This window comes from Mesorhizobium sp. CNPSo 4671, assembly GCF_057784245.1.
On the sequence record NZ_JBWLUW010000004.1, the window covers coordinates 460,013 to 480,373 of the forward strand.

The 20,361-nt window shown below is 64.7% G+C and carries 13 protein-coding genes; 7 read left to right on the forward strand and 6 right to left on the reverse strand.

Going from position 1 to position 20,361, the window contains the following annotated elements; all coding sequences use genetic code 11:
- Positions 1–102 precede the first annotated feature (102 nt).
- On the reverse strand, positions 103–1,032 hold the full coding sequence (locus tag AC04SF_RS14290) for an N-acetylmuramic acid 6-phosphate etherase (protein WP_488478323.1): 930 nt from the start codon (positions 1,030–1,032) through the stop codon (positions 103–105).
- A 198-nt stretch (positions 1,033–1,230) separates the two neighbouring features.
- Here AC04SF_RS14290 and AC04SF_RS14295 point away from each other — a divergent pair, with 198 nt between their 5' ends.
- From AC04SF_RS14295 to AC04SF_RS14320, 6 genes are read left to right on the forward strand one after another with little or no spacing between them, the layout of a single operon-like run.
- Positions 1,231–2,112 (forward strand): glucosamine kinase nucleotide-binding domain-containing protein, encoded by an 882-nt coding sequence (locus tag AC04SF_RS14295; RefSeq protein WP_488478324.1) that lies wholly within the window; start codon positions 1,231–1,233, stop codon positions 2,110–2,112.
- On the forward strand, positions 2,109–2,891 hold the full coding sequence (locus AC04SF_RS14300; RefSeq protein WP_095202943.1) for a GntR family transcriptional regulator: 783 nt from the start codon (positions 2,109–2,111) through the stop codon (positions 2,889–2,891). The genes AC04SF_RS14295 and AC04SF_RS14300 overlap by 4 nt, the downstream gene beginning before the upstream one ends.
- Positions 2,888–3,922, forward strand: a complete 1,035-nt coding sequence (locus AC04SF_RS14305; RefSeq protein WP_488478325.1) for an SIS domain-containing protein — start codon at positions 2,888–2,890, stop codon at positions 3,920–3,922. Before AC04SF_RS14300 ends, AC04SF_RS14305 begins: the two co-directional genes overlap by 4 nt.
- Positions 3,919–5,091, forward strand: coding sequence for an N-acetylglucosamine-6-phosphate deacetylase (gene nagA / locus AC04SF_RS14310; RefSeq protein WP_488478326.1), 1,173 nt, complete (start codon positions 3,919–3,921; stop codon positions 5,089–5,091). The genes AC04SF_RS14305 and nagA overlap by 4 nt, the downstream gene beginning before the upstream one ends.
- Positions 5,092–5,101: 10 nt before the next feature.
- A complete protein-coding gene (locus AC04SF_RS14315) occupies positions 5,102–6,241 on the forward strand; it encodes an NAD(P)/FAD-dependent oxidoreductase (protein ID WP_488478327.1) in 1,140 nt (379 codons plus the stop codon).
- A gap of 33 nt (positions 6,242–6,274) precedes the next feature.
- Positions 6,275–8,341 carry an ABC transporter ATP-binding protein/permease gene (locus tag AC04SF_RS14320; RefSeq protein ID WP_488478328.1) on the forward strand — a complete coding sequence of 689 codons (2,067 nt, stop codon included), beginning with the start codon at positions 6,275–6,277 and terminating at the stop codon, positions 8,339–8,341.
- A 12-nt stretch (positions 8,342–8,353) separates the two neighbouring features.
- Here the strand turns inward: AC04SF_RS14320 and AC04SF_RS14325 are convergent, their stop codons facing one another.
- The 5 genes from AC04SF_RS14325 to AC04SF_RS14345 all read right to left on the reverse strand — a co-directional run bounded on the left by AC04SF_RS14325 (position 8,354) and on the right by AC04SF_RS14345 (position 18,192).
- Positions 8,354–9,868: a malonate--CoA ligase gene (locus AC04SF_RS14325; RefSeq protein WP_488478329.1), complete on the reverse strand. Its 1,515-nt coding sequence runs from the start codon at positions 9,866–9,868 to the stop codon at positions 8,354–8,356.
- A gap of 179 nt (positions 9,869–10,047) precedes the next feature.
- The gene (locus tag AC04SF_RS14330) at positions 10,048–10,791 is read right to left on the reverse strand and encodes a GntR family transcriptional regulator (protein WP_488478609.1); all 744 of its coding nucleotides are present in this window, start codon (positions 10,789–10,791) and stop codon (positions 10,048–10,050) included.
- A gap of 400 nt (positions 10,792–11,191) precedes the next feature.
- On the reverse strand, positions 11,192–11,869 hold the full coding sequence (gene rpe / locus AC04SF_RS14335) for a ribulose-phosphate 3-epimerase (RefSeq protein ID WP_488478330.1): 678 nt from the start codon (positions 11,867–11,869) through the stop codon (positions 11,192–11,194).
- A 220-nt stretch (positions 11,870–12,089) separates the two neighbouring features.
- On the reverse strand, positions 12,090–15,944 hold the full coding sequence (locus tag AC04SF_RS14340; RefSeq protein ID WP_488478331.1) for a DUF7929 domain-containing protein: 3,855 nt from the start codon (positions 15,942–15,944) through the stop codon (positions 12,090–12,092).
- 10 nt (positions 15,945–15,954) lie between these two features.
- Positions 15,955–18,192, reverse strand: coding sequence for an NHL repeat-containing protein (locus AC04SF_RS14345; protein ID WP_488478332.1), 2,238 nt, complete (start codon positions 18,190–18,192; stop codon positions 15,955–15,957).
- A 212-nt stretch (positions 18,193–18,404) separates the two neighbouring features.
- Here AC04SF_RS14345 and dnaK point away from each other — a divergent pair, with 212 nt between their 5' ends.
- On the forward strand, positions 18,405–20,321 hold the full coding sequence (dnaK, locus tag AC04SF_RS14350) for a molecular chaperone DnaK (protein ID WP_096452240.1): 1,917 nt from the start codon (positions 18,405–18,407) through the stop codon (positions 20,319–20,321).
- The last annotated feature ends 40 nt before the right edge of the window (positions 20,322–20,361 follow it).

Below are 20,361 nucleotides of genomic sequence, written 5' to 3' on the forward strand. Positions count from 1 at the left end.
TGACCTTTTTCAGGTTCGGTTTTGATGAGAACAGAGGCTTTTGACCCCTTGCTCCCCTCGAAAGCCCGCTTCACCCCGATGGAAATCGGGATGAAACAGGCTCTATTTCTTTGTTCGAGCATGATCTTTTCCGGGATCATGCCTCAGCGCGGAAAGGGCCGGCCGCAGCTTGTGGCCAGCCTCTTCCAGTATCTTCTGCGCCGCATCGGCGCTGTCGGCGCCGGCGGCGAGCAGAATGGCGGTCTTGACCGCGCCGCCGCTCTTTTCGAGCAGACGGGCGGCATCATCCGTGCTGCGCCCGCTGATGGCGGCGACGATGCGCGCGGCGCGGTCGCGCAGCTTGATGTTGTCGGCCATGAGATTGACCATGTAGCCGTCATGGACATGGCCGAGATGGACGGCGGTCAGCGTCGACAGCATGTTGAGCGCGATCTTCTGGGCGGTGCCGGCGCCCATGCGTGTCGAGCCGGCGATCACTTCCGGCGGCGTTTCGAGCAGGATGGCGGTTTCGGCCTGGCGCAGCAGCGCCGAGTCCCGATTGTTGGCGATGCCGATGGTGGCAGCGCCCCGGCGGGCGGCTTCCTCGATGGCGCGCACCGCATAGGGTGTGGTGCCGCTGGCGGAAAGGGCGATCAGGCAATCGCCGGCGCCGATGCCCGCGTTGGCGACGGCGGCCGCGGCCTCCTCCGTATCATCCTCGGGTCCTCCGGCCAGCGTCTTGAAAGCTTCGTCGCCGCCGGCGATCAGGATGGCGATGCGGTCGCGCTGAATGCCGAAGGTGCCGGGAAGTTCCAAGGCATCGGCCAGAGCCATAAGGCCGGAACTGCCGGCGGCGGCATAGGCAAGCTTGCCGCCGCCGCTCAGTCGCCCGGCGATGATCCCGGCGGCTTTGGCGATGGCGGGAATGGCGTTGCGGACGGCCTTGGCGGCTTCGATCTGCGCGTCGGCCAGCGAAACAAGGATGGCCTCCGGAGCCTGGATATCCAGCCCCTCGGCATTCCTGTGAAGCGCTTCGGTGCGCGTTTCAGCCATCCGTGTTCCTCCAATACCAGAACAATACCAAAAAAATACCACTTGTCCACACGCATTAACGAATTCGCGGGCAGGAAATCGCTGAGCCGGCGAAATGTGCAGATTTTTCAATAAAATACGGCTTAATCTTTTTGAAACGGAAATTAACCCTTGGCTATTGGTATTTTATTGGTATTATCCGCCCGGAGGAGAAATCGCGTGAAATTCGTGCTCGGTATCGATGGCGGCGGCACCAGCTGCAGGGCCGCCCTGGCAACAGTTGAAGGTACGGTCATTGGCCGTGCCAAAAGCGGCGCCGCCAACATCCGCACCGACCTCACCGGAGCGCGCTCGAACATTGTCGACGCCGCGCGGCAGGCCTTCATCGCCGCCGGGCAGGATCCCGAGCTGATCCCGCAAACACCAGCCATTCTCGGCCTTGCCGGCGCCAATGTCGGCACCTATCGGCAGCAGCTCGAAGCGATCCTGCCGTTCAGCATCAGCCGCGTCGAGACCGACGCCGAGATCGCGCTCGAAGGCGCGGTCGGTTCTGGTGACGGCGCCATGGCCATCCTCGGCACCGGCACCGCCTATATGGCGCGTAAGGATGGCAAGTCGCGCGCGATCGGCGGCTGGGGGTTCCAGGTCGGCGACCAGGGCAGCGGCGCCCGCATCGGCCGCGACCTGCTCGAACAGACACTGCTTGCCCATGACGGCGTGCGCGCGGCTTCGCCGCTGACCGACGCGATGATGGCCATCTTCCGCAACAATCCCGAGGATGTGGTGGAATTTACCACCAATGCCAAACCCGGCGATTTCGGCGGCTTCGCGCCGAAAGTGTTCGAGCATGCGCAAAAGGGCGATGCCGTCGCCAACTGGATCGTCGACAAGGCGGTCGGCGATGTCGAAGCCTCGCTCGGTGCGCTCGGCCTTTCGGACGATGCGCCGCTTTGCCTGCTCGGCGGGCTGGCGCCGCTTTATGCGCCGCGGCTGTCGGCGCGCTACAAGGCGCTGCTCAAGCCGCCGCTCGATGACGCGTTGGGCGGCGCGGTGCAGATGGCGGCGCGGCTTTTCGCCAAGCCCGTGGAGGCGGCGCGATGAGCGATGCCGCCGACCAGATCTTCGCCACGCTGAAGCAATCCGCGCAGAGCGGCGCGCCGCTCTATCTGCAACTGCGCAAGAGCATCGAGGATGCGGTCAATCGCGGCCTGATCGGCCCGGGCGACGCGCTGCCTTCCGAGCGCGACATCGCCACCAAGGCCGACATTTCGCGCGTCACCGTGCGCAAGGCGGTGCAGGACCTGGTCAAGGGCGGCATTCTTGTCCAGCGCCATGGCTCCGGCACCTTCGTGGCGCCGCGCATGGAACGCGTCGAGCAGTCGCTGTCGCGGCTGACCTCGTTTACCGAAGACATGGCGCGGCGCGGTATGGCGGTGCGCTCGGCCTGGCTCGACCGCGGCCTCTACGCGCCCTCGCCCGACGAGATGATGGTGCTTGGCCTGTCGTCGAGCGAACTGGTGGCACGCGTGGCGCGCCTGCGCATCGCCAACGACACGCCGCTGGCAATCGAACGCGCCTCGCTGTCGGCCAGCGTGCTGCCCGACCCGGCAGGCATCGGCTCCTCGCTCTATGCCGCGCTCGAATTGACCGGCAACCGGCCGGTGCGGGCGGTGCAGCGCATTTCCGCCGCCAATCTCGGCGACAGCGATGCGCGCCTGCTCGAAGTGCCGCCGGGCATTGCCGGCCTGCACATCGAGCGTATTTCCTATCTGGCGAGCGGCAAGGTGATCGAATTCACCCGCTCCATCTACCGGGGCGATGCCTATGACTTCGTCGCCGAACTGCGGCTGACAGGGCCGAGCGAAGAGGGCCGACCATGATCTCCAACACCACCCATATGCAGCGCGAGATCGAGGAGATCCCGCAGGCCGTCGCCCGCCTGCTCGATGGCTCCGGCGCCGTGCTGGCGGAAGCCGGGCGCGGCATTCGCGAGCGCGACCCGCAATTCGTCGTCACCGTGGCGCGCGGTTCGTCCGACCATGCGGCGACCTTCATGAAATACGCCGTCGAACTGACCGCCGGCCTTGCCGTCGCCTCGGTCGGCCCCTCCATCGCTTCGATCTATGGCCGCAAGCTGCGGCTTGGCGGCTCGGCCTGCCTGGCGATCTCGCAATCGGGCAAGAGCCCGGACATCGTCGCCATGGCCGAAACCGCACGCGCCGGCGGCGCGCTGACCATTGCCGTGACCAACACCGCCGATTCGCCGCTGGCGCGCGCCTCGGACTATGCGATCGACATCCTTGCCGGACCCGAGCGCAGCGTCGCGGCGACCAAGACCTTCGTCAATTCCGCCGTCGCCGGTCTCGCACTGATGGCGCACTCCACTGGCGACGAAGCGCTTCTAGCGGCACTCGCCCGCTTGCCCGAGCATTTCGGCAAGGCGATAGCCTGCGACTGGATGAGCGTGCTCTCCGAAACCATCGAGAAGCAGAAATCGCTGTTCATTCTCGGCCGTGGGCCGTCGGCAGCGATGGCCAACGAGGCGGCGCTGAAGTTCAAGGAAACCTGCGGCATGCATGCCGAGGCCTATAGCGCGGCCGAAGTCATGCATGGCCCGCTGGCGCTGATCGGCCCCGACTTTCCCGTGCTGGCGCTGGCCGCGCGCGATGCGTCGGAACCGTCCATCGCGGAAGCGGCCGACGGCCTGGCGGCCAAGGGCGCACCGGTGTTCGTCACCTCGGCGCTTGCCACCCGCGCGACGCGCCTGCCGCATGTCGCCACCGGCCACCCGCTGACCGACCCGCTGACGCTGATCGTCTCGTTCTATGTGTTCGTCGAGGCCTTCGCGCGCCACCGCGGCCTCGATCCGGACACGCCGCGCAACCTTCGCAAGGTGACGGAGACGGTATGAGCGACCGTTTTGCCCTGACTGGCGCCCGCATTTTCGACGGCGACGACTGGCATGAAGGCGCGGCACTCGTCGTGCGCGACGGCCTGGTCGAGGCTATCTTGCCCTCCGGCGCCATCGGCTCGGATATCCGCACCGTCGACACCGGCGGCGGCATGCTGGCGCCGGGCTTCGTCGACATCCAGGTCAATGGCGGCGGCGGCGTCATGCTCAACGATCACCCCGATGTCGCCTCGATCGAAACCATATGCCGGGCGCATGCGCCGTTCGGCACGACGGCGCTGCTGGCGACGCTGATCACCGACACGCCCGCCATCACCGCGGCCGCCATCGCCGCCGGTGAAACCGCCGCGCTGCAGAAGGTGCCGGGCTTCCTCGGCCTGCATCTCGAGGGCCCGCATCTGTCGATCGCGCGCAAGGGCGCGCATGATCCGGCGCTGATCCGACCGATGACGGATCAAGACCAGGCGATGCTGATCGCGGCGCGGCAGAAGCTGCCGGTGCTGCTCACCACGATCGCGCCGGAGTCCGTCGATCCGGCGCGCGTAACGGCATTGGCCAAGGCCGGCATCATCGTCAGCCTCGGCCATTCCGACACAGGCTACGCCACGGCCAAGGCCTTCGCCGAGGCTGGTGCCGGCGTGGTCACCCATCTGTTCAACGCGATGAGCCAGATCGGCAACCGCGAACCTGGCCTCGTCGGAGCGGCCATCGACATCGGCACATTGTCCGCTGGGCTGATCGCCGACGGCATCCATGTCCATCCGGCCAGCATCAGGATCGCGCTCGACGCCAAACAGGGGCCGGGCAGGATCGTGCTGGTTTCAGACGCGATGGCGACGATCGGCACCGACATGACCTCGTTCACGCTGAACGGCCGCACCATCTACCGCCGGGATGGCAGCCTCAGGCTTGCCGACGGCACGCTGGCGGGCGCCGATCTCGATATGATCTCGGCCGTGCGCTTCATGCACAATGTCGTTGGCATCGATCTGTCCGAAGCCTTGCGCATGGCCTCGCTCTATCCGGCGCAAGCGATCGGCCAGTCGCACCGGCTCGGCCGCTTTGCCAATGGCACGGCGGCAGACATCGTTGCGCTGTCGGACGATCTTGGCATAGGAAGCGTCTGGATCGGCGGCGCCAAAATGTTCGGGGCTGTCGCTCCGCACTGAGAGCGAGGCCATGCAGACAATCGATTGTGTCGTCGCGGGAGCCGGCGTCGTCGGGCTTGCTGTCGCCAGGGCGCTTGCCGTCTCGGGCCGCGAGGTGGTGGTGGTCGAGCAGGCCGATGCGATCGGCACCGTCACCAGTTCGCGCAATTCGGAGGTCATCCACGCCGGGCTCTATTATGCGCCCGGGAGCCTGAAGGCCCGGCTTTGCGTCGAGGGGCGGCAGCGCCTCTACGCCTACTGCGCCGAGCACAACATCGCCCATGCGCACACCGGCAAGCTGATCGTCGCCGGCGAGCCCGGCCAGACGGAGGGGTTGCGGAAGATCGAGGCCAATGCACGGCGCTGTGGGGTCGACGACCTGCAGTTCTTGACACAAAGCGAGGCCGAAAGCCTGGAGCCGGCACTGACATGTGCCGGCGCGCTGTTGTCGCCATCGACCGGCATTGTCGACAGCCATGCGCTGATGCTGTCGCTGCGCGGCGACGCCGAGGCCGCCGGCGCGTCCTTCGCCTTGCTGACCTCGTTTGCCGGAGCGGCGATCGAGACTGACGGAATCCGGATCGACACGCGCGATGCCAATGGCGAGACCTTCGCCCTGGAAGCCGGCGCCTTCATCAATGCCGCGGGCCTCGATGCGCAGGCCGTGGCCGGCCGGATCGACGGCTTCCCACAAGGGCTCATCCCCCGGCAGTGGCTGGCGCGCGGAAACTACTTCTTCCTGCCAGGCCGGTCGCCCTTTTCGCGGCTGATCTATCCTGTTCCGGTCGACGGTGGGCTTGGCGTCCATCTGACGCTCGACCTCGGCGGCAGTGCGCGCTTTGGGCCCGATGTCGAGTGGGTCGACCATGTGGATTACACCGTCGATCCCAGCCGAAGCGCCGTCTTCTACGAAGCGATCCGGCGCTACTGGCCGGGCCTCGCGGACGGCACCCTGCAGCCGGCCTATGCCGGGGTCAGGCCGAAACTTTCGGGTCCCGGCCAGCCTGCCGCCGATTTCATGGTGCAGGGCCCGGCCGACCATGGCGCTGGGCGCATCGTCAACCTGTTCGGCATAGAGAGCCCCGGCCTGACGGCAAGCCTGGCGATCGCCGACCATGTGGTCGAACTGCTGTACCCGAAAGGAATTCGTCATCCCAAGCAGAGGTCATGAAACCTTTTGATTTCGAGGTCGTTGTCGGAGCGTATGTCCGAGGCGAAACCCAGATCGAAACCGGCCGGCGGCATAGAACCGCGCGGCGCCCCAAAGCCGCGACGGCAAACGCCGCGTGACGAGAGAAAGCGCGAGCAGGAACCGCGCGAGAAAAAGCCACGCGAAAAGAAGGCATCGGCCGTCGAAGCGGCCGCGTCCGAGATTGCTGGTGAAGTTCCCCCGCCGCCGGAGGCCGTCGAACCGGATCCGGAGCTGACGCCACAGGCTGCCGAACAGGCGCGCAAGAAATACCTGCTCAAGCGGTTCTGGATCAGCGGACGCGGTTATTGGGGACGGCACGGCGACAAGCTCGGCTGGCCGCTAACCATCGGGCTGCTGATCCTGATCGGTGTCAATGTCGGCTTTCAGTACGGAATCAATCTCTGGAACCGCGCCATCTTCGACGCCATCGAGAAACGCGACGCCCATACCGTCTATTTCCTCAGCGCGGTGTTCGTGCCGCTCGTGCTTGGCAGCATCAGCCTTGTCGTTGCGCAGGTCTATCTGCGCATGACCATGCAGCGCCGCTGGCGCGCTTGGCTGACCACCTCGGTGATAGCGCGCTGGTTGGCCAATGGCCGCTACTATCAGCTGAATCTCGTGCAAGGCGACCACCAGAACCCCGAGGCCCGCCTCTCGGAAGATCTGCGTGTCGCCACCGAGGCGCCCGTCGACTTCGTCGCCGGCGTGATTGTCGCCACCCTGTCGGCCTCGACCTTCATCGTGGTGCTGTGGACGATCGGCGGGGCCTTGAGCGTCAACCTGGGAGGCTCGACCATCACCGTGCCCGGCTTCCTCGTCATCACGGCAGTGATCTATGCCGCGATCACCTCGACTTCGATGTTCGTCATCGGCCGCGACTTCGTGCGGTTGTCGGAGGAGAAGAACCAGACGGAAGCAGAATTCCGCTACGTGCTGACGCGCGTGCGCGAAAACGGCGAGAGCATCGCCTTGCTCGGCGGCGAGGAGGAGGAACGCAGCGGCATCGACAGGACCTTTGCCGGCGTGCTGAAGCGCTGGGCGCAGCTGACCGGGCAGCATATGCGCACGGCCCTGGTCTCGCAGGGTTCGAGCCTTTTCGCGCCGGTCGTGCCGGTCTTGCTCTGTGCGCCAAAGTTCCTCGAAGGCTCGATGACGCTCGGCCAGGTCATGCAGGCTGCCTCCGCCTTCGCCATCGTGCAGGGCGCGTTCGGCTGGCTGGTCGACAATTATCCGCGTCTCGCCGACTGGAACGCCTCTGCCCGCCGCATCGCCTCGCTGATGATGTCGCTCGATGGGCTGGAGCGCGCCGAGCAGAGCGACGAGCTGGGGCGCATCCTTCACGGCGAGACCAGGGGCGATACGATGCTCTCCCTCGACAACCTCTCCGTGACGCTCGACGACGGTACTTCCGTGGTCAAGGAAACGGAAGTCGGGGTCGAAGCGGGCGAGCGGGTGCTGGTGTCAGGTGAATCCGGCTCGGGCAAGTCGACGCTGGTGCGGGCGATCGCCGGCCTCTGGCCATGGGGAAGCGGCAGCGTGAATTTCCATCCCGACAAGCGATTGTTCATGCTGCCGCAGCGGCCCTACATCCCGTCCGGCACGCTGCGCCGCGTGGTCGCCTACCCGGCGGCCGCCAACAAATGGAAGCTCGAACAGATCAAGGCCGCCCTCGACAAGGTCGGCCTCGGCCACCTCACTGGGCGGATCAAGGAGGAAGCGCCCTGGGACCAGACCTTGTCGGGCGGTGAAAAGCAGCGGGTCGCCTTCGCGCGCCTTCTGCTGCATCGGCCCGACATCGTCGTGCTGGACGAGGCGACCTCGGCACTGGACGAGAAGAGCCAGGACCAGATGATGCAAACGGTGATCCGCGAATTGCCCGAGGTCACCATCGTCAGCGTGGCGCACCGTGCCGAACTGGAAGCCTTCCACACCCGCAAGATCACGCTGGAGCGGCACAAGGGCGGCGCGAAACTGGTCGGGGATATCGACCTTGTACCACGCAACCGCAAACGCGGCCTGATCCAGCGCGCCTTGTGGGGCTCCGGCACGAAGGCCGAAAAGCCGCGCAAGCCGAAGTAGCGCACCCACCACCTAGGATGCGTAGAGGTCCTTGTAGGCGTCGCGCAGAAGGTTCTTCTGCACCTTGCCCATGGTGTTGCGCGGCAATTCGTCGACGAAGATCACTTGCTTCGGATGCTTGTATTTTGCCAGGCGTCCCGCGATGGCGTTGAGGATTTCGGCTCCGGTGATCTGCGATGCCGGCGCCCGCACGACGACCGCGGTGACGCCTTCGCCGAAATCCGGATGGGCGACGCCGATGACGGCACTTTCCAGGACCCCGTCGAGTGCGTCGATCTCGCTTTCGAGCTCCTTAGGATAGATGTTGTAGCCGCCTGATATGATCAGGTCCTTGCCGCGGCCGACGATATGGACATAGCCATCGGTGTCGACCATGCCGAGGTCGCCCGTGATGAAGAACCCGTCGGCGCGAAATTCCGCCTTGGTCTTTTCCGGCATGCGCCAGTAGCCGCCAAACACGTTCGGGCCCTTGACCTCGATCATGCCGACCTCGCCTTGGGCCAGCGGCTTGCCACTGTCCGGATCGGCGATGCGCAGCGCAACACCTGGCAAGGGGAAGCCGACCGTGCCGGCGCGCCGTTCGCCGTCATAGGGGTTGGACGTATTCATGTTGGTCTCGGTCATGCCGTAGCGTTCGAGGATGGCGTGGCCGGTGCGCTCACGCCAGGCCTTGTGCGTGTCGGCCAGCAGCGGCGCCGAGCCGGACACGAACAGGCGGATGTTCTTCGCCGCCTGGCGGTCCAGCCCGTTCTGCTGCAGCAGCCTGGTGTAGAAGGTCGGCACGCCCATCAGCGCCGTGGCGCGCGGCAGCAATGCGACGATGCGGGCCGGATCGAATTTCTGCTCGAACAGCATCGTGGCGCCGGCCATCAGGATGACATTGGTGGCGACGAACAGGCCGTGGGTGTGGAAGATCGGCAGCGCGTGGATCAGCACATCGTCCGACGTGAAGCGCCATTGCTCGACCAGCACCCGCGCATTCGAGGCGAGGTTCTCGTGGCTGAGCATGGCGCCTTTCGAACGGCCGGTGGTTCCTGAGGTGTAGAGGATTGCCGCGAGATCATCCGGCCCGCGCGCCACATCGTGAAAATCCGACGGCAGACGCGAGGCCTGATCCGTAAGGGATCCCCGGCCGTTGCGGTCGAGCGTAACCACGACGGCACCGGATGGCTCGACCATGCGCCCGATATCCGCCGACTTTGCCGGATCGCAGACGATGACCCGCGGTGCGGCATCCCCAAAGAAATAACCGAGCTCGGTCAGCGTGTAGGCGGTGTTGAGCGGCAGGAAGACGGCACCGGCGCGCACACAGGCAAGATAGAGCAGCAGCGCCTCCGGGCTCTTCTCGACCTGCACGGCGACCCGGTCGCCGGGCTCGACGTCCAGTTGCAGGAGCGCATGCGCGAGCTGTGCCGACCGCGCCAGCATGTCGCCATAGCTCAGCGAGCGCCCATCATCGGTTTCCATCAACAGGCGCTCCGGCGCCGGCACCCGGGACCGGAACGCATCGAACAGATGATTGCTCATGAAATTTTCCCGCAGTGACGGCATGGCGATGCCGGCAATGCTCCAGGGTGGCATGGATCGGCGGAGAAGAGTTCGCGTTTCCCGGCCATGCCGTCAAGACTGGAGATGGCGGTCCAACGCGTCACGTCCGCCGAAAAGGTCGCGAATGACCACGGCAAGGCCGCCAAGGGAAGTGATCGTTACCGCCGGGCGCGTTCGGCCGGGGCGGCGGCTTTTGCGATTTCGCCTTGCTTGAAGCGTTCCATGCACATGGACGCGGTCAGCTGGTAGTGATCGATCAGGGCCTGGACGGCGCCGTCGGCATTGCCGTCCAGCGCGCATTCGGCGATCAGCCGGTGTTCGCCGAAATCGTCGCGCTGGACGCTTTCGCCGTCATTGGCCATTTGCCGGTAGCGATAGGCGTGATCGGAAAGCTGGTCGCAGAAACCCACAAGCCAGTGCGACCGGCAGGCCGAGATCAGCACCCGGTGGAAGGTGCGGTGCAATTTCTCCCAGTCTGGATCGAGCGACGTGGCATTTTGCGGCGAAAGGCGTGAGGCGCGGCCCAGGCGGTGCAGCGCCAGCACCAGCTGTTCTTCCCATTCGGCAGTGCGGTGGGCAATGGATTCGCGAAGCGCCCGCTCCTCGAGCCAGCAGCGTGTGCGCGTCAGTTCCTCAAGCTCCGTCGCACTGACCGGCATGATGAAAAAGCCACGTTGGTCATGACGACCAAGAAGTCCTTCGGAGGCAAGGCGATTAAGGGCTTCACGAACCGGGGAAGCACCGGCGCCATACTTGGAAACAACCCACTCGACCCGCAGTTTGCTTTCGGTTTCAAGAGCGCCGCCGAGAAGATCATCCCGCAATTGGTGATAGACCGTACTGGCAAGCGTGCTCTTGGATCCTGTGCCGTCGTCGTTCAGGTTGGCAGCTCCGTATGTCAAAGTTGACTCCTTAATCCCCATTTTTCTCCGGGAAATTCGAGTCCGAAAAGATTCCTTCCGTACATGTACCATACAGTGTTTGCGTCAAGGGGCTCAAGCAGAAGATGGCGCTATTGTACTTAAGCACAAAGGAATATATCCCGATCGGCATCTGAGCGTGGAAAATCGCGCATCTCTACAACCAGTAGAAACTTAACATGTTTTGTATGCACGCAGGATCATCTGTTTCCTGTGTGCCCGTGCAAGCATCTTTTCTGTCGCGCGCAAAGACACCGGTCGGTTCACCCGAATCAGACCTCTTGGGCGAGACTGATTCGGGCGCACCGAACCCTGAAGGTCATGTCCGCACAGGACCTCTTAGCCGACCGTTGGATTTTGAAACGGGATGGAACGTAGCGCGTCAGCCGGCGGCCTTGTCGGCCGCCGTCCTAATCGCCTCGATGTTGGCGCGGTAAGCTTCGACGCTGCCACCCTTGAAGATCGCGGCACCGGCCACCAACACATCGGCGCCGGCTGATGTGACCAGGGGGGCTGTTTCCGGCGAAACGCCGCCGTCGATCTCGATGCGGATCGGCCGGTCGCCGATCAGCGCCTTGACCCTCCTCACCTTGTCGACGATGCCCGGGATGAAAGCCTGGCCGCCGAAGCCCGGGTTGACGGTCATGATCAGGATCAGGTCGAGCCGGTCGAGCACATATTCGATCATCGTTTCCGGCGTCGCCGGATTGAGCGACACACCGGCCTTCTTGCCGAGGTTCCTGATGGTCTGCAGCGAGCGGTCGAGATGCGGCCCGGCCTCGGCATGCACCGTCATGCCGTCACAGCCGGCCTCGGCGAAGGCGGCGAGATAGGGATCGCCCGGCGCAATCATCAGATGGCAGTCGAAGAAAGCCTTGGTGCGGTTGCGGATCGCCTTGATCACCGGCGGGCCGAAAGTGATGTTGGGGACGAAATGGCCATCCATGACATCGAGATGGATCCAGTCGGCCCCGGCTGCCGCCACGGCTTCGACCTCGTCGCCGAGCTTCGAAAAGTCCGAAGCCAGCACCGAGGGTGCGATCAAGGTCTTTTTGCTCATATAGCAGCCTTTCCGGACGGGCTTTTCGTCCGCTCATCCTGGACCGACTGCCTAATGCCCGGCGGGTGACTTGTCGAGGGTGCAGGCATGGCGGCTCCACAGGCTTGGGTGGCGCTGCGGCGTCTGCGATCCTGCTGCAGCCAATTCCCGCCGGCCGGGGCATGACGAAAAACCCGCCGGATTGCTCCGGCGGGTCTCTGGTCTGGTGTCGAGCAGATGGTTACTGCTGCTGGAGTTTCAGGATCCTGTTTGGATCCTGCTGTTCTGTTTGCGGCTGGCGCCGCGGCAGGACCTGCTGCAGCAGCAGGCCCGGGTTGATCTCCAGCGACGGCTGCCCGCGTATCGGCCGGCAGTTGGGATAGCGCCCAATCGTGCCTTCCGGGCAGCGCCGCCTGAAGATCGGTTGGCACTGGCCGTCGACCATCTGCGAGCCCGGTGCGCATTCCGTCTGTTGCCTGGGCTTGCGGCACGCGCCGTCGATGACCTCGGTCCCACGCGGGCAGACGCACTCGCCGCGCTTGTTGTGGACCTGGCCGCGTATGTCGCACTGCTCCAGCTGCGGCTGCTTGCGCCGGCATGCGCCGTCGATCACCTCGGTCCCACGCGGGCAGACGCAATCGCCATTGGCATCGTGCACCTGGCCGCGGATGGTGCACTGGTCAGGCTTCGGCCGGACCGGTCGGCAGGCGCCATTGCGCACCTCGGTCCCTTGCGGACAGACGCAATCACCATCGGCGTTGCGGATCTGGCCGGGGATGCGGCACTGCTGAGGCTTCGGCCGAACCGGACGGCAGGCGCCGTTGCGCACCTCGGTCCCTTGCGGACAGACGCAATCACCATCGGCGTTGCGGATCTGGCCGGGGATGCGGCACTGCTCGGGCTTCGGCCGGATCGGTCGGCAGGCGCCGTTGCGCACCTCGGTCCCTTGCGGGCAGATACAATTGCCATCGGCATCATGGATCTGGCCACGGATGGTGCACTGCTCAGGCCTGTCGGTCCTGACGCACTTCCCGTTCTCCAGTTGCGTGCCGCGCGGGCAGATGCAGCGCCCGTCCTCCGTGCGGATCTGGCCTTCGAGCAGTACGCAGCGCTTCGGCGGCGGAGGCGTCGGCAGAATGTTGGTGCCGCCGCCGGTGCACTGGCCGTTGCGGAAGGTGGTGCCTTCCGGGCAGACACAGCGGCCGGCGTCGTTCATGACGAAGCCCGGCGAGCACTCATTCTTCACCTCATGGGTGATGGCGAAGGGGTGGCACGCATAGGCCTTGCCGCGATCGCCCTGCACGTTGGCGTCCTTGGACAGCACGTCGCCGCCGCCCTGCACCCGGGTGTCGGGAGACAGGACGCCAACGCAGTTCTGGCCATTGACGTTGCCCTGCAAATTGGCGAGACGGCCGTCGTCGGGAATGACCACGGTAACGCGATGCGACTGGCTTTCGCCGGCGCCGAGCGTCAGGTTGGCAATGCAGGACAGGGGCAAGGTCGCCGGTTCGGGCGAGCAGCCGAAGGGCGGATCGACCGAGGTGATCGCAACGCCATCCAGCCGGCCGAGACCTTCCACGCCGATCGCATCGCCGATGCGGACCGGGCCGGAGAAGGGGCTCGTCCCGTCATTGGTGATGGTGATGTCGAACGAGCAGGGCTGGCCGAGCCGGCATTCGCGGTCGCCGGTCTTTTCGACACGGATGGTCGAAGAGCCGCCGCCCTTGGCGCAGGCCTGGCCGATCGGATAGACGATGTCGTCGCCTGGCGCCGGCCCATAGGAGCCGCGCGCGCAGTTCTCGAACTCGCCATTGGCCGAGACCGTCACGTCGAAGTGGCGGCTGGTTCCAGGTGTCATGACGGCGCCGGGAATCTGGCACGACAGCGTGTTGGCCGGGACCGGTCCGCACGCCCATTCCGCGCCGTCGGGGGTGACGGTCTGGATCTGGACGGGCGCGCCGCCCGACACCAGCGTGGCGGCATCGTTGACCCGCACCGGACCGGTGGGGGCAGCGGTGCCAAGGCTGATGACGGTGATGCGGCAAGAGACGACCGCGGCACCGGCCAGCGAGCCGTTGCAGACCTTGGTGATGCGCAAGGTCGGCTTGCCGCCATTGGGACGGCGGATGCGTTCCTTGGCGCAGGCTTTGTTGTTGGTGAGGTCGACCTCACCGGGAATGGCCTTCACCGCGGCGCAGTTCTCGACCGTATCCGACTGGTAGCCGGCCGGCATGACCGCCTTGACGAAGATCGGTGTCGAGGCGCCCGCAGGCAGCGAGATGCCGGCATTGTCGCAGCGGAACTGGCCGGGGCCGTTCGGTCCGCATGTCCAGGGCGGGCTCGGTCCGAAGGTCGAGGAGGCAGGTGCGCCGCCGGGGTAGTTGTCGATCACCGTCAACGGCCCGTTATAGGTCGATGTGCCGTTGTTGATGATGTCGATGATGAAGTAGCAGACACCGTCCGGCGTGCAGACCGGGATGCGGGCACGCTTCTTCAGGATCAGGTCGACTTTCTTCTCGACCGGCGGCTGGCAGTCGCGGTCACGATCGCCACGGCGGCAGATCGGGATCGAGGCGCAGCCCCTGTCATTTTGCTGGCTGCCGAACAGCGGCTTGCCGCTGGACGGATAATTGTAGGTGGCGCAGTTGCGCAGCACCTTGCCTTGCCAGCCCCCGGCCGGCTTGAAGCCGAGCTTGAGATCGACAAAGGCCCCCGGATTGAGCGTGGTCACCGGATAGGTGCACATCATCGGGGTGGTGCCGGGCACGCAGACCCAGGGCGGATTGGGTCCTGAACTCAGCGTCGAGCCGGCCGGCAGCGTCACCTCGTCGAGCACGATCTTGCCGTTGTAGGGCGCGGTGCCGACATTGGTGACCCTGATGGTGAAGTCGCAGCCGCCGGCCATGGTGCAGCGCGGGACATCGGCGCGTTTCTCGACCTTGAGGTCCGGCTCCTTATCCTTGGGCGGGCAGCGCTGGTCACCCGGGATGACGATGTCGATGGTCTGCGTGCAGCACAGGCCCCAGCCTTCCTTCGGCCCGGCATAGGTCTCGATGCCGGTGACGATCAGGTGGATGACGTCGCCGGGCGACGCGCCGACGATCTTCCAGTTGAGCACGCCGCCGCCCGCAGGCACCAGCTGGGTGTCGGGGATGATGGTGATGCCGGGTGTGGTGGTCGACACCTGAACCCACTTGCCGCCCATCTCCGGGCCGACAGGCATGTGGTAGATGAAGGCGCCACCGCCGGGCACGCAATCGACCGTGCCGCGTTCCACCTTGAAGCATTCCTTGCCGGGAGGTGGTGGCGGTGGTTCGCACTTGGTGACATCGATCTTGATCGAGGTCTTGATGCCGGTCTTGTAGTCGCCGTCGTCGGGCTTGCTCGGATCCTGCGACGGGATGATGATCCCGGTGCCGGCTTCATTGCTCACCTTGATCAGGCCCTGATTGTCGACGATCGTCGGCGCGGGGAACGCCGCATGGTCGATCTTGGCCGTGATCTGGAAATTGATGACGCGTTCGTTGGCAGCCCCGGCGCCGTCGAGATCGGCGGCGGAGAGCCGGAAATCGGACATCGTGGCGGTATCGTTGGGACCCGCCGAATTGCTGATCGTCGCGCCCGGCAGTGGTCCGCCGGAGGCATCCGTGCCGTCGCCGGACACATTGACGTTGACGATCGAAAGGCCGTGCGGAAGCTGGTCCTTGAACTCGATCTTGAGTTTCTTCAGCAGCGCCACAAGGCCCGGATCGGCAAAGCCCTGCGGATCACCGCGCAGGCCGAAGCTCAGGGAGTAGACGACATAGTCGCAGCCTCTCTGGGTGCCTCTTTTGGTGAAGAAGGGGACGACCCGTTCCGGCCGCGGATTGACGACGCGCGAATTGTCGAGGTCGAGCCTCAGTTCCGGGGTGATCGGAGCGGCGTCTTCCGCATGGCTTGCCAGAGGGGTGAACATGGCGACCGCGATACCGGCCGCCATCAGCCAGCGCGCGCCGCGCCTGGCGTATGACAGGGGTTTCATGATCGTCTCCATGACGGTTGACTGCTTGTCGGTTGCGTTGTTTTGCGCGAGCGGGGAGAGTGCGAGATTTTTCATCTTCCCCTCCTCAACGTTCGCAGCTGACGGCTGGGGTGCGGAGCGGCAAGGTCATCTTGCAGCAAGGGTAATAGCCACCCTTGTCCTTGTCGGACTTCCTGTAGAAGCAAAGTCCAACATCCACTCTGTCGCCCGGATAGTGGCCGGTGATGTTGATCGTGTACGGCGTGCCGGGCGCATGCGACATGGGTGAAGTCACCCCGACGCCTGGCGTCCTGGACTGGGCCTTGATCGAATCGCCGCCGAAGCCGGCATGGTCATGGAGGTAGAGATCGGCCTCGAGGCCCGAAGGCGTGCAGTAATACTGGACGTCCTCGACATCGAGACAGGGAGGCAGATTGCCGGGCGGTGGGAAGTCCGGCGGGTAGAAGGGGGGCAAATAGCCGCCCGGAATTTCTTCATAATAGCCGGCACGCCCCTCGCAGGGATGCCAGACGGCGACGTCGCCGACATGGCCTTCCACCTCGGGATCCTCGAAATAGCCGTCGAAATCGACGAACCAGGAGCCGAAAGGCGGCACATTGGCCGGCTTGACCAGGTCCTTGGGCGTGATCTGCACGCCATGCACGGCGAGCGGCCCGCCGGCGGCGAGCTGCTCGGCAAGCGTTGGATTGTCGCGCAATTTGTCGCCGGTGTTGACCAGCGTCTGCGTGCACACCGAGGTGTCGAGATTGCCGTCGGCATCATAGCCATATTGCAGGTCGAGGCCGCCGGCCGACTGCCGGTTGCCTTGCGGGAAACCGACCGCATATTCCTGCGGCACTTCCACCCAGACCGATTCCGTTGCCGGATCGTCCGGGTTTTCTCTGAAATAGCGGATGACTTCGCCCTTGCCGGAATCGGCAAAGCGGCTGTAATCGTAGCGGTTTTCGACCGGGCCGCGCTGGGCGAGGTACATGAAGCCGCTGTTGTCGAAGGCGATGTCGGTGACGGCGTAGTCCTTGTCGGCCTTGACCGTCAGTTCCCAGCGCGGGTCACCGGCAAAGCTGCCGTCGCGGGCAATGCCCACCGACCAGATTTCCGACCTTTCGCCGACAGAATAATAGAGCCGGCCGCCGTGATAGGAGACGGCCCAGACGCGGCGCTCGTCCTGGGTGTAGCCCCAGGTCTCGGGATCTTCCGTGTCGAAGGCGGCACCCTGTATGTCCATCACCGCGCCATCGTCGGCGACGGGAGCCAGACCATGCGCCGGGCGCCCGGCGACACCATGATCGAACGTGTCGATCAATCTGCCGGTGGCGTCGATGCGATGGATCAGGCCGGTGTCGAGGTCCGAGGCGAAGAACTGGCGATGGTTCGGATCGAAGGTGAGATTGCCGATGCCGGGACCGCTGTTGGTGTCGATGTCGGCGAATTTGGCGACCTGGCCGGTGATGCCGTCGATCTTCCAGATGGTCCCTGGCCCGCCGCCGTTTTCGCCGCCGAATTGGCCTTCCATAAAGGTGGCGCCTGCCGTGCCTCGGCGCTGCCGCTCCGGCCTGCCGTCACTGTCGGTATCCGGCGTGACGATGCGGATGCCGTGCAGCGACGTGGCGGCGGCATAAAGATTGGGAATGCCCGACGGAACGCCGTCACGCACGCCGTCATCATAGGTGACGCCGAAAACCTGGCCGATCTGGCCGGCCGTGACCTCGAAAGGCGGCGGCGTGAAGACGAGCTGGCCCGAAGCCGGCCCGCCGAGATGCGAAACGTCGAAAACGCGCAGAGTGGCCCGCGTGGTGTCGATAAAGGTTTCATCGACCGGATCGACCCCGGGTGGCAGGCCTTCGTCGAAATTGGGGATGATGGTGCCGGAAAATCCTGTAACCGCCATCGAGCCGGGATAGATGATCTGGGTGTCCTGCGCCTTGGCGGCGCCGCCAAGCCAAAGGCTGGCGGTCAGGGCAAATACAACAAATCCGCCGGTTGCCTTGATCAGGCGGCGCAAACGGCTGGTGAAAGAAGGCACGATCGGGCCGTGATCGCAAGACATAGAACTCCCCCCGAAGTCTATGGGCGGAACCTCCGGCTGAGCCGCGCGAACCAGGGCAAGGCGCGGCGGTCCGGCTCGTTCTTCCCTGATCGAATTGTCTGCTTTCCTCATTGTCACGATACGCCTGCTCTTACGCAGGGTCAACGGAATCAGCGGGAAGCCCAGCGCATCGACCCCGTCCCGAAGGCGGTGGTCGCGCCGAGCTCCTGTTGTTCCCGGAGACCGCAGAGCCTCTGGGTTGCTGGTCATGGGGGCTTCCTTTCCGGGCCGCACCATGCGGCACCTGGACCTCAGTCGCGGGCGGCGGTGGAAAGGTTCATGGAAGCCTTGCGCAGAATGCTTGCGCCCGATGCTGGCTGTTCTTATATACGCGCCAAGCCGTCCGGCACTGGTACACCGGTTGCCGAACGGGATTTCTTATGAACAGGGGCTTTCGTCGGAACGCCTTCATGGGTCCTGAAAGCCTGCTTAGAGGAGAGACTAGAAAAATGGCAAAAGTAATCGGTATCGATCTCGGCACCACCAACTCCTGTATCGCCATCATGGATGGCAAGGAACCGAAGGTGATCGAGAATGCGGAAGGCGCGCGCACGACGCCTTCCATCGTCGCCATCTCGGGCGACGGCGAACGTCTGGTCGGCCAGCCGGCCAAGCGCCAGGCGGTCACCAACCCTGAAAACACCATCTTCGCGGTCAAGCGCCTGATCGGCCGCCGCTATGACGATCCGGTGACGGAAAAGGACAAGAAGCTTGTCCCCTACAAGATCGTCAAGGGCGACAATGGCGATGCCTGGGTCGAGGCCGGCGGCAAGAAGCAGTCGCCCAGCCAGATCTCTGCCATGATCCTGCAGAAGATGAAGGAAACGGCGGAAGCCTATCTCGGCGAGAAGGTCGAGAAGGCGGTCATCACCGTTCCGGCCTATTTCAACGACGCCCAGCGCCAGGCCACCAAGGACGCCGGCAAGATCGCCGGCCTCGAAGTGCTGCGCATCATCAACGAGCCGACGGCTGCCGCACTCGCCTACGGCCTCGACAAGAAGGATGGCAAGACCATTGCCGTCTATGACCTTGGCGGCGGCACGTTCGACATTTCGGTGCTCGAAATCGGCGACGGCGTGTTCGAGGTGAAGTCGACCAATGGCGACACCTTCCTCGGCGGCGAGGATTTCGACATGCGCCTAGTCGAATATCTGGCGGCCGAGTTCAAGAAGGAACAGGGCATCGACCTGAAGAACGACAAGCTTGCGCTGCAGCGCCTCAAGGAGGCGGCTGAAAAGGCCAAGATCGAGCTGTCGTCCACCACGCAGACCGAGATCAACCTGCCCTTCATCACCGCCGACGCGACTGGGCCGAAGCACCTGACGCTGAAGCTGACGCGCGCCAAGTTCGAAAGCCTGGTCGAAGACCTCGTCCAGCGCACCATCGACCCCTGCAAGGCGGCGCTCAAGGATGCCGGCCTGAAGGCTGGCGAGATCGACGAAGTGGTCCTGGTCGGCGGCATGACCCGCATGCCCAAGATCCAGGAGATCGTGAAGCAGTTCTTCGGCAAGGAGCCGCACAAGGGCGTCAACCCGGATGAGGTCGTCGCACTGGGCGCCGCCATCCAGGCCGGCGTGCTGCAGGGCGACGTCAAGGACGTGCTGTTGCTCGACGTGACACCGCTGTCGCTCGGCATCGAGACGCTGGGTGGCGTGTTTACCCGGCTGATCGAACGCAACACGACGATCCCGACCAAGAAGAGCCAGGTGTTCTCGACCGCTGAAGACAGTCAGTCGGCCGTGACCATCCGCGTCTTCCAGGGCGAACGCGAAATGGCCGCCGACAACAAGGCGCTCGGCCAGTTCGACCTGGTCGGCATTCCGCCGGCGCCGCGCGGCGTGCCGCAGATCGAGGTCACTTTCGACATCGACGCCAACGGCATCGTCAACGTTTCGGCCAAGGACAAAGGCACCGGCAAGGAACACCAGATCCGCATCCAGGCCTCGGGTGGTCTTTCGGACGCCGACATCGAGAAGATGGTGAAGGACGCCGAGGCCAATGCCGAGACCGACAAGAAGCGGCGCGCCGTGGTCGAGGCCCGCAACCAGGCCGAGGCGCTGGTGCATTCGTCCGAGAAGTCGCTGAAGGAATATGGCGACAAGGTCTCGGAAGCCGAACGCACGGCGATTTCCGATGCGATCGCGGCGCTGAAGACCGCCGCCGAAGGCGACGATCCGGCCGACATCGAGGCCAAGAGCCAGGTGCTCGCTGAAGCTTCGATGAAGCTTGGCCAGGCCATGTACGAGGCCTCGCAGAAGGAAGCAGCGGAAGCCGATGCCAAGGCGGATGCCGCCAAGGATAGCGACGTGGTCGATGCCGATTTCGAGGAAATCGACGAGGACGACGACAAGAAGAAGTCGGCCTGAGCCGCCTGACGGCAAGATAAAGCGGAAAGCCCGGCGTAAA

Coding starts and splice junctions, on each gene's coding strand:
- AC04SF_RS14340 (WP_488478331.1), bottom strand. CDS start 15,944: ATGAAAAATCTCGCACTCTCCCCGCTCGCGCAAAACAACGCAACCGAC.
- AC04SF_RS14345 (WP_488478332.1), bottom strand. CDS start 18,192: ATGGTGCGGCCCGGAAAGGAAGCCCCCATGACCAGCAACCCAGAGGCT.
- AC04SF_RS14305 (WP_488478325.1), top strand. CDS start 2,888: ATGATCTCCAACACCACCCATATGCAGCGCGAGATCGAGGAGATCCCG.
- nagA (WP_488478326.1), top strand. CDS start 3,919: ATGAGCGACCGTTTTGCCCTGACTGGCGCCCGCATTTTCGACGGCGAC.
- rpe (WP_488478330.1), bottom strand. CDS start 11,869: ATGAGCAAAAAGACCTTGATCGCACCCTCGGTGCTGGCTTCGGACTTT.
- AC04SF_RS14325 (WP_488478329.1), bottom strand. CDS start 9,868: ATGAGCAATCATCTGTTCGATGCGTTCCGGTCCCGGGTGCCGGCGCCG.
- AC04SF_RS14315 (WP_488478327.1), top strand. CDS start 5,102: ATGCAGACAATCGATTGTGTCGTCGCGGGAGCCGGCGTCGTCGGGCTT.
- dnaK (WP_096452240.1), top strand. CDS start 18,405: ATGGCAAAAGTAATCGGTATCGATCTCGGCACCACCAACTCCTGTATC.
- AC04SF_RS14320 (WP_488478328.1), top strand. CDS start 6,275: ATGTCCGAGGCGAAACCCAGATCGAAACCGGCCGGCGGCATAGAACCG.
- AC04SF_RS14300 (WP_095202943.1), top strand. CDS start 2,109: ATGAGCGATGCCGCCGACCAGATCTTCGCCACGCTGAAGCAATCCGCG.
- AC04SF_RS14290 (WP_488478323.1), bottom strand. CDS start 1,032: ATGGCTGAAACGCGCACCGAAGCGCTTCACAGGAATGCCGAGGGGCTG.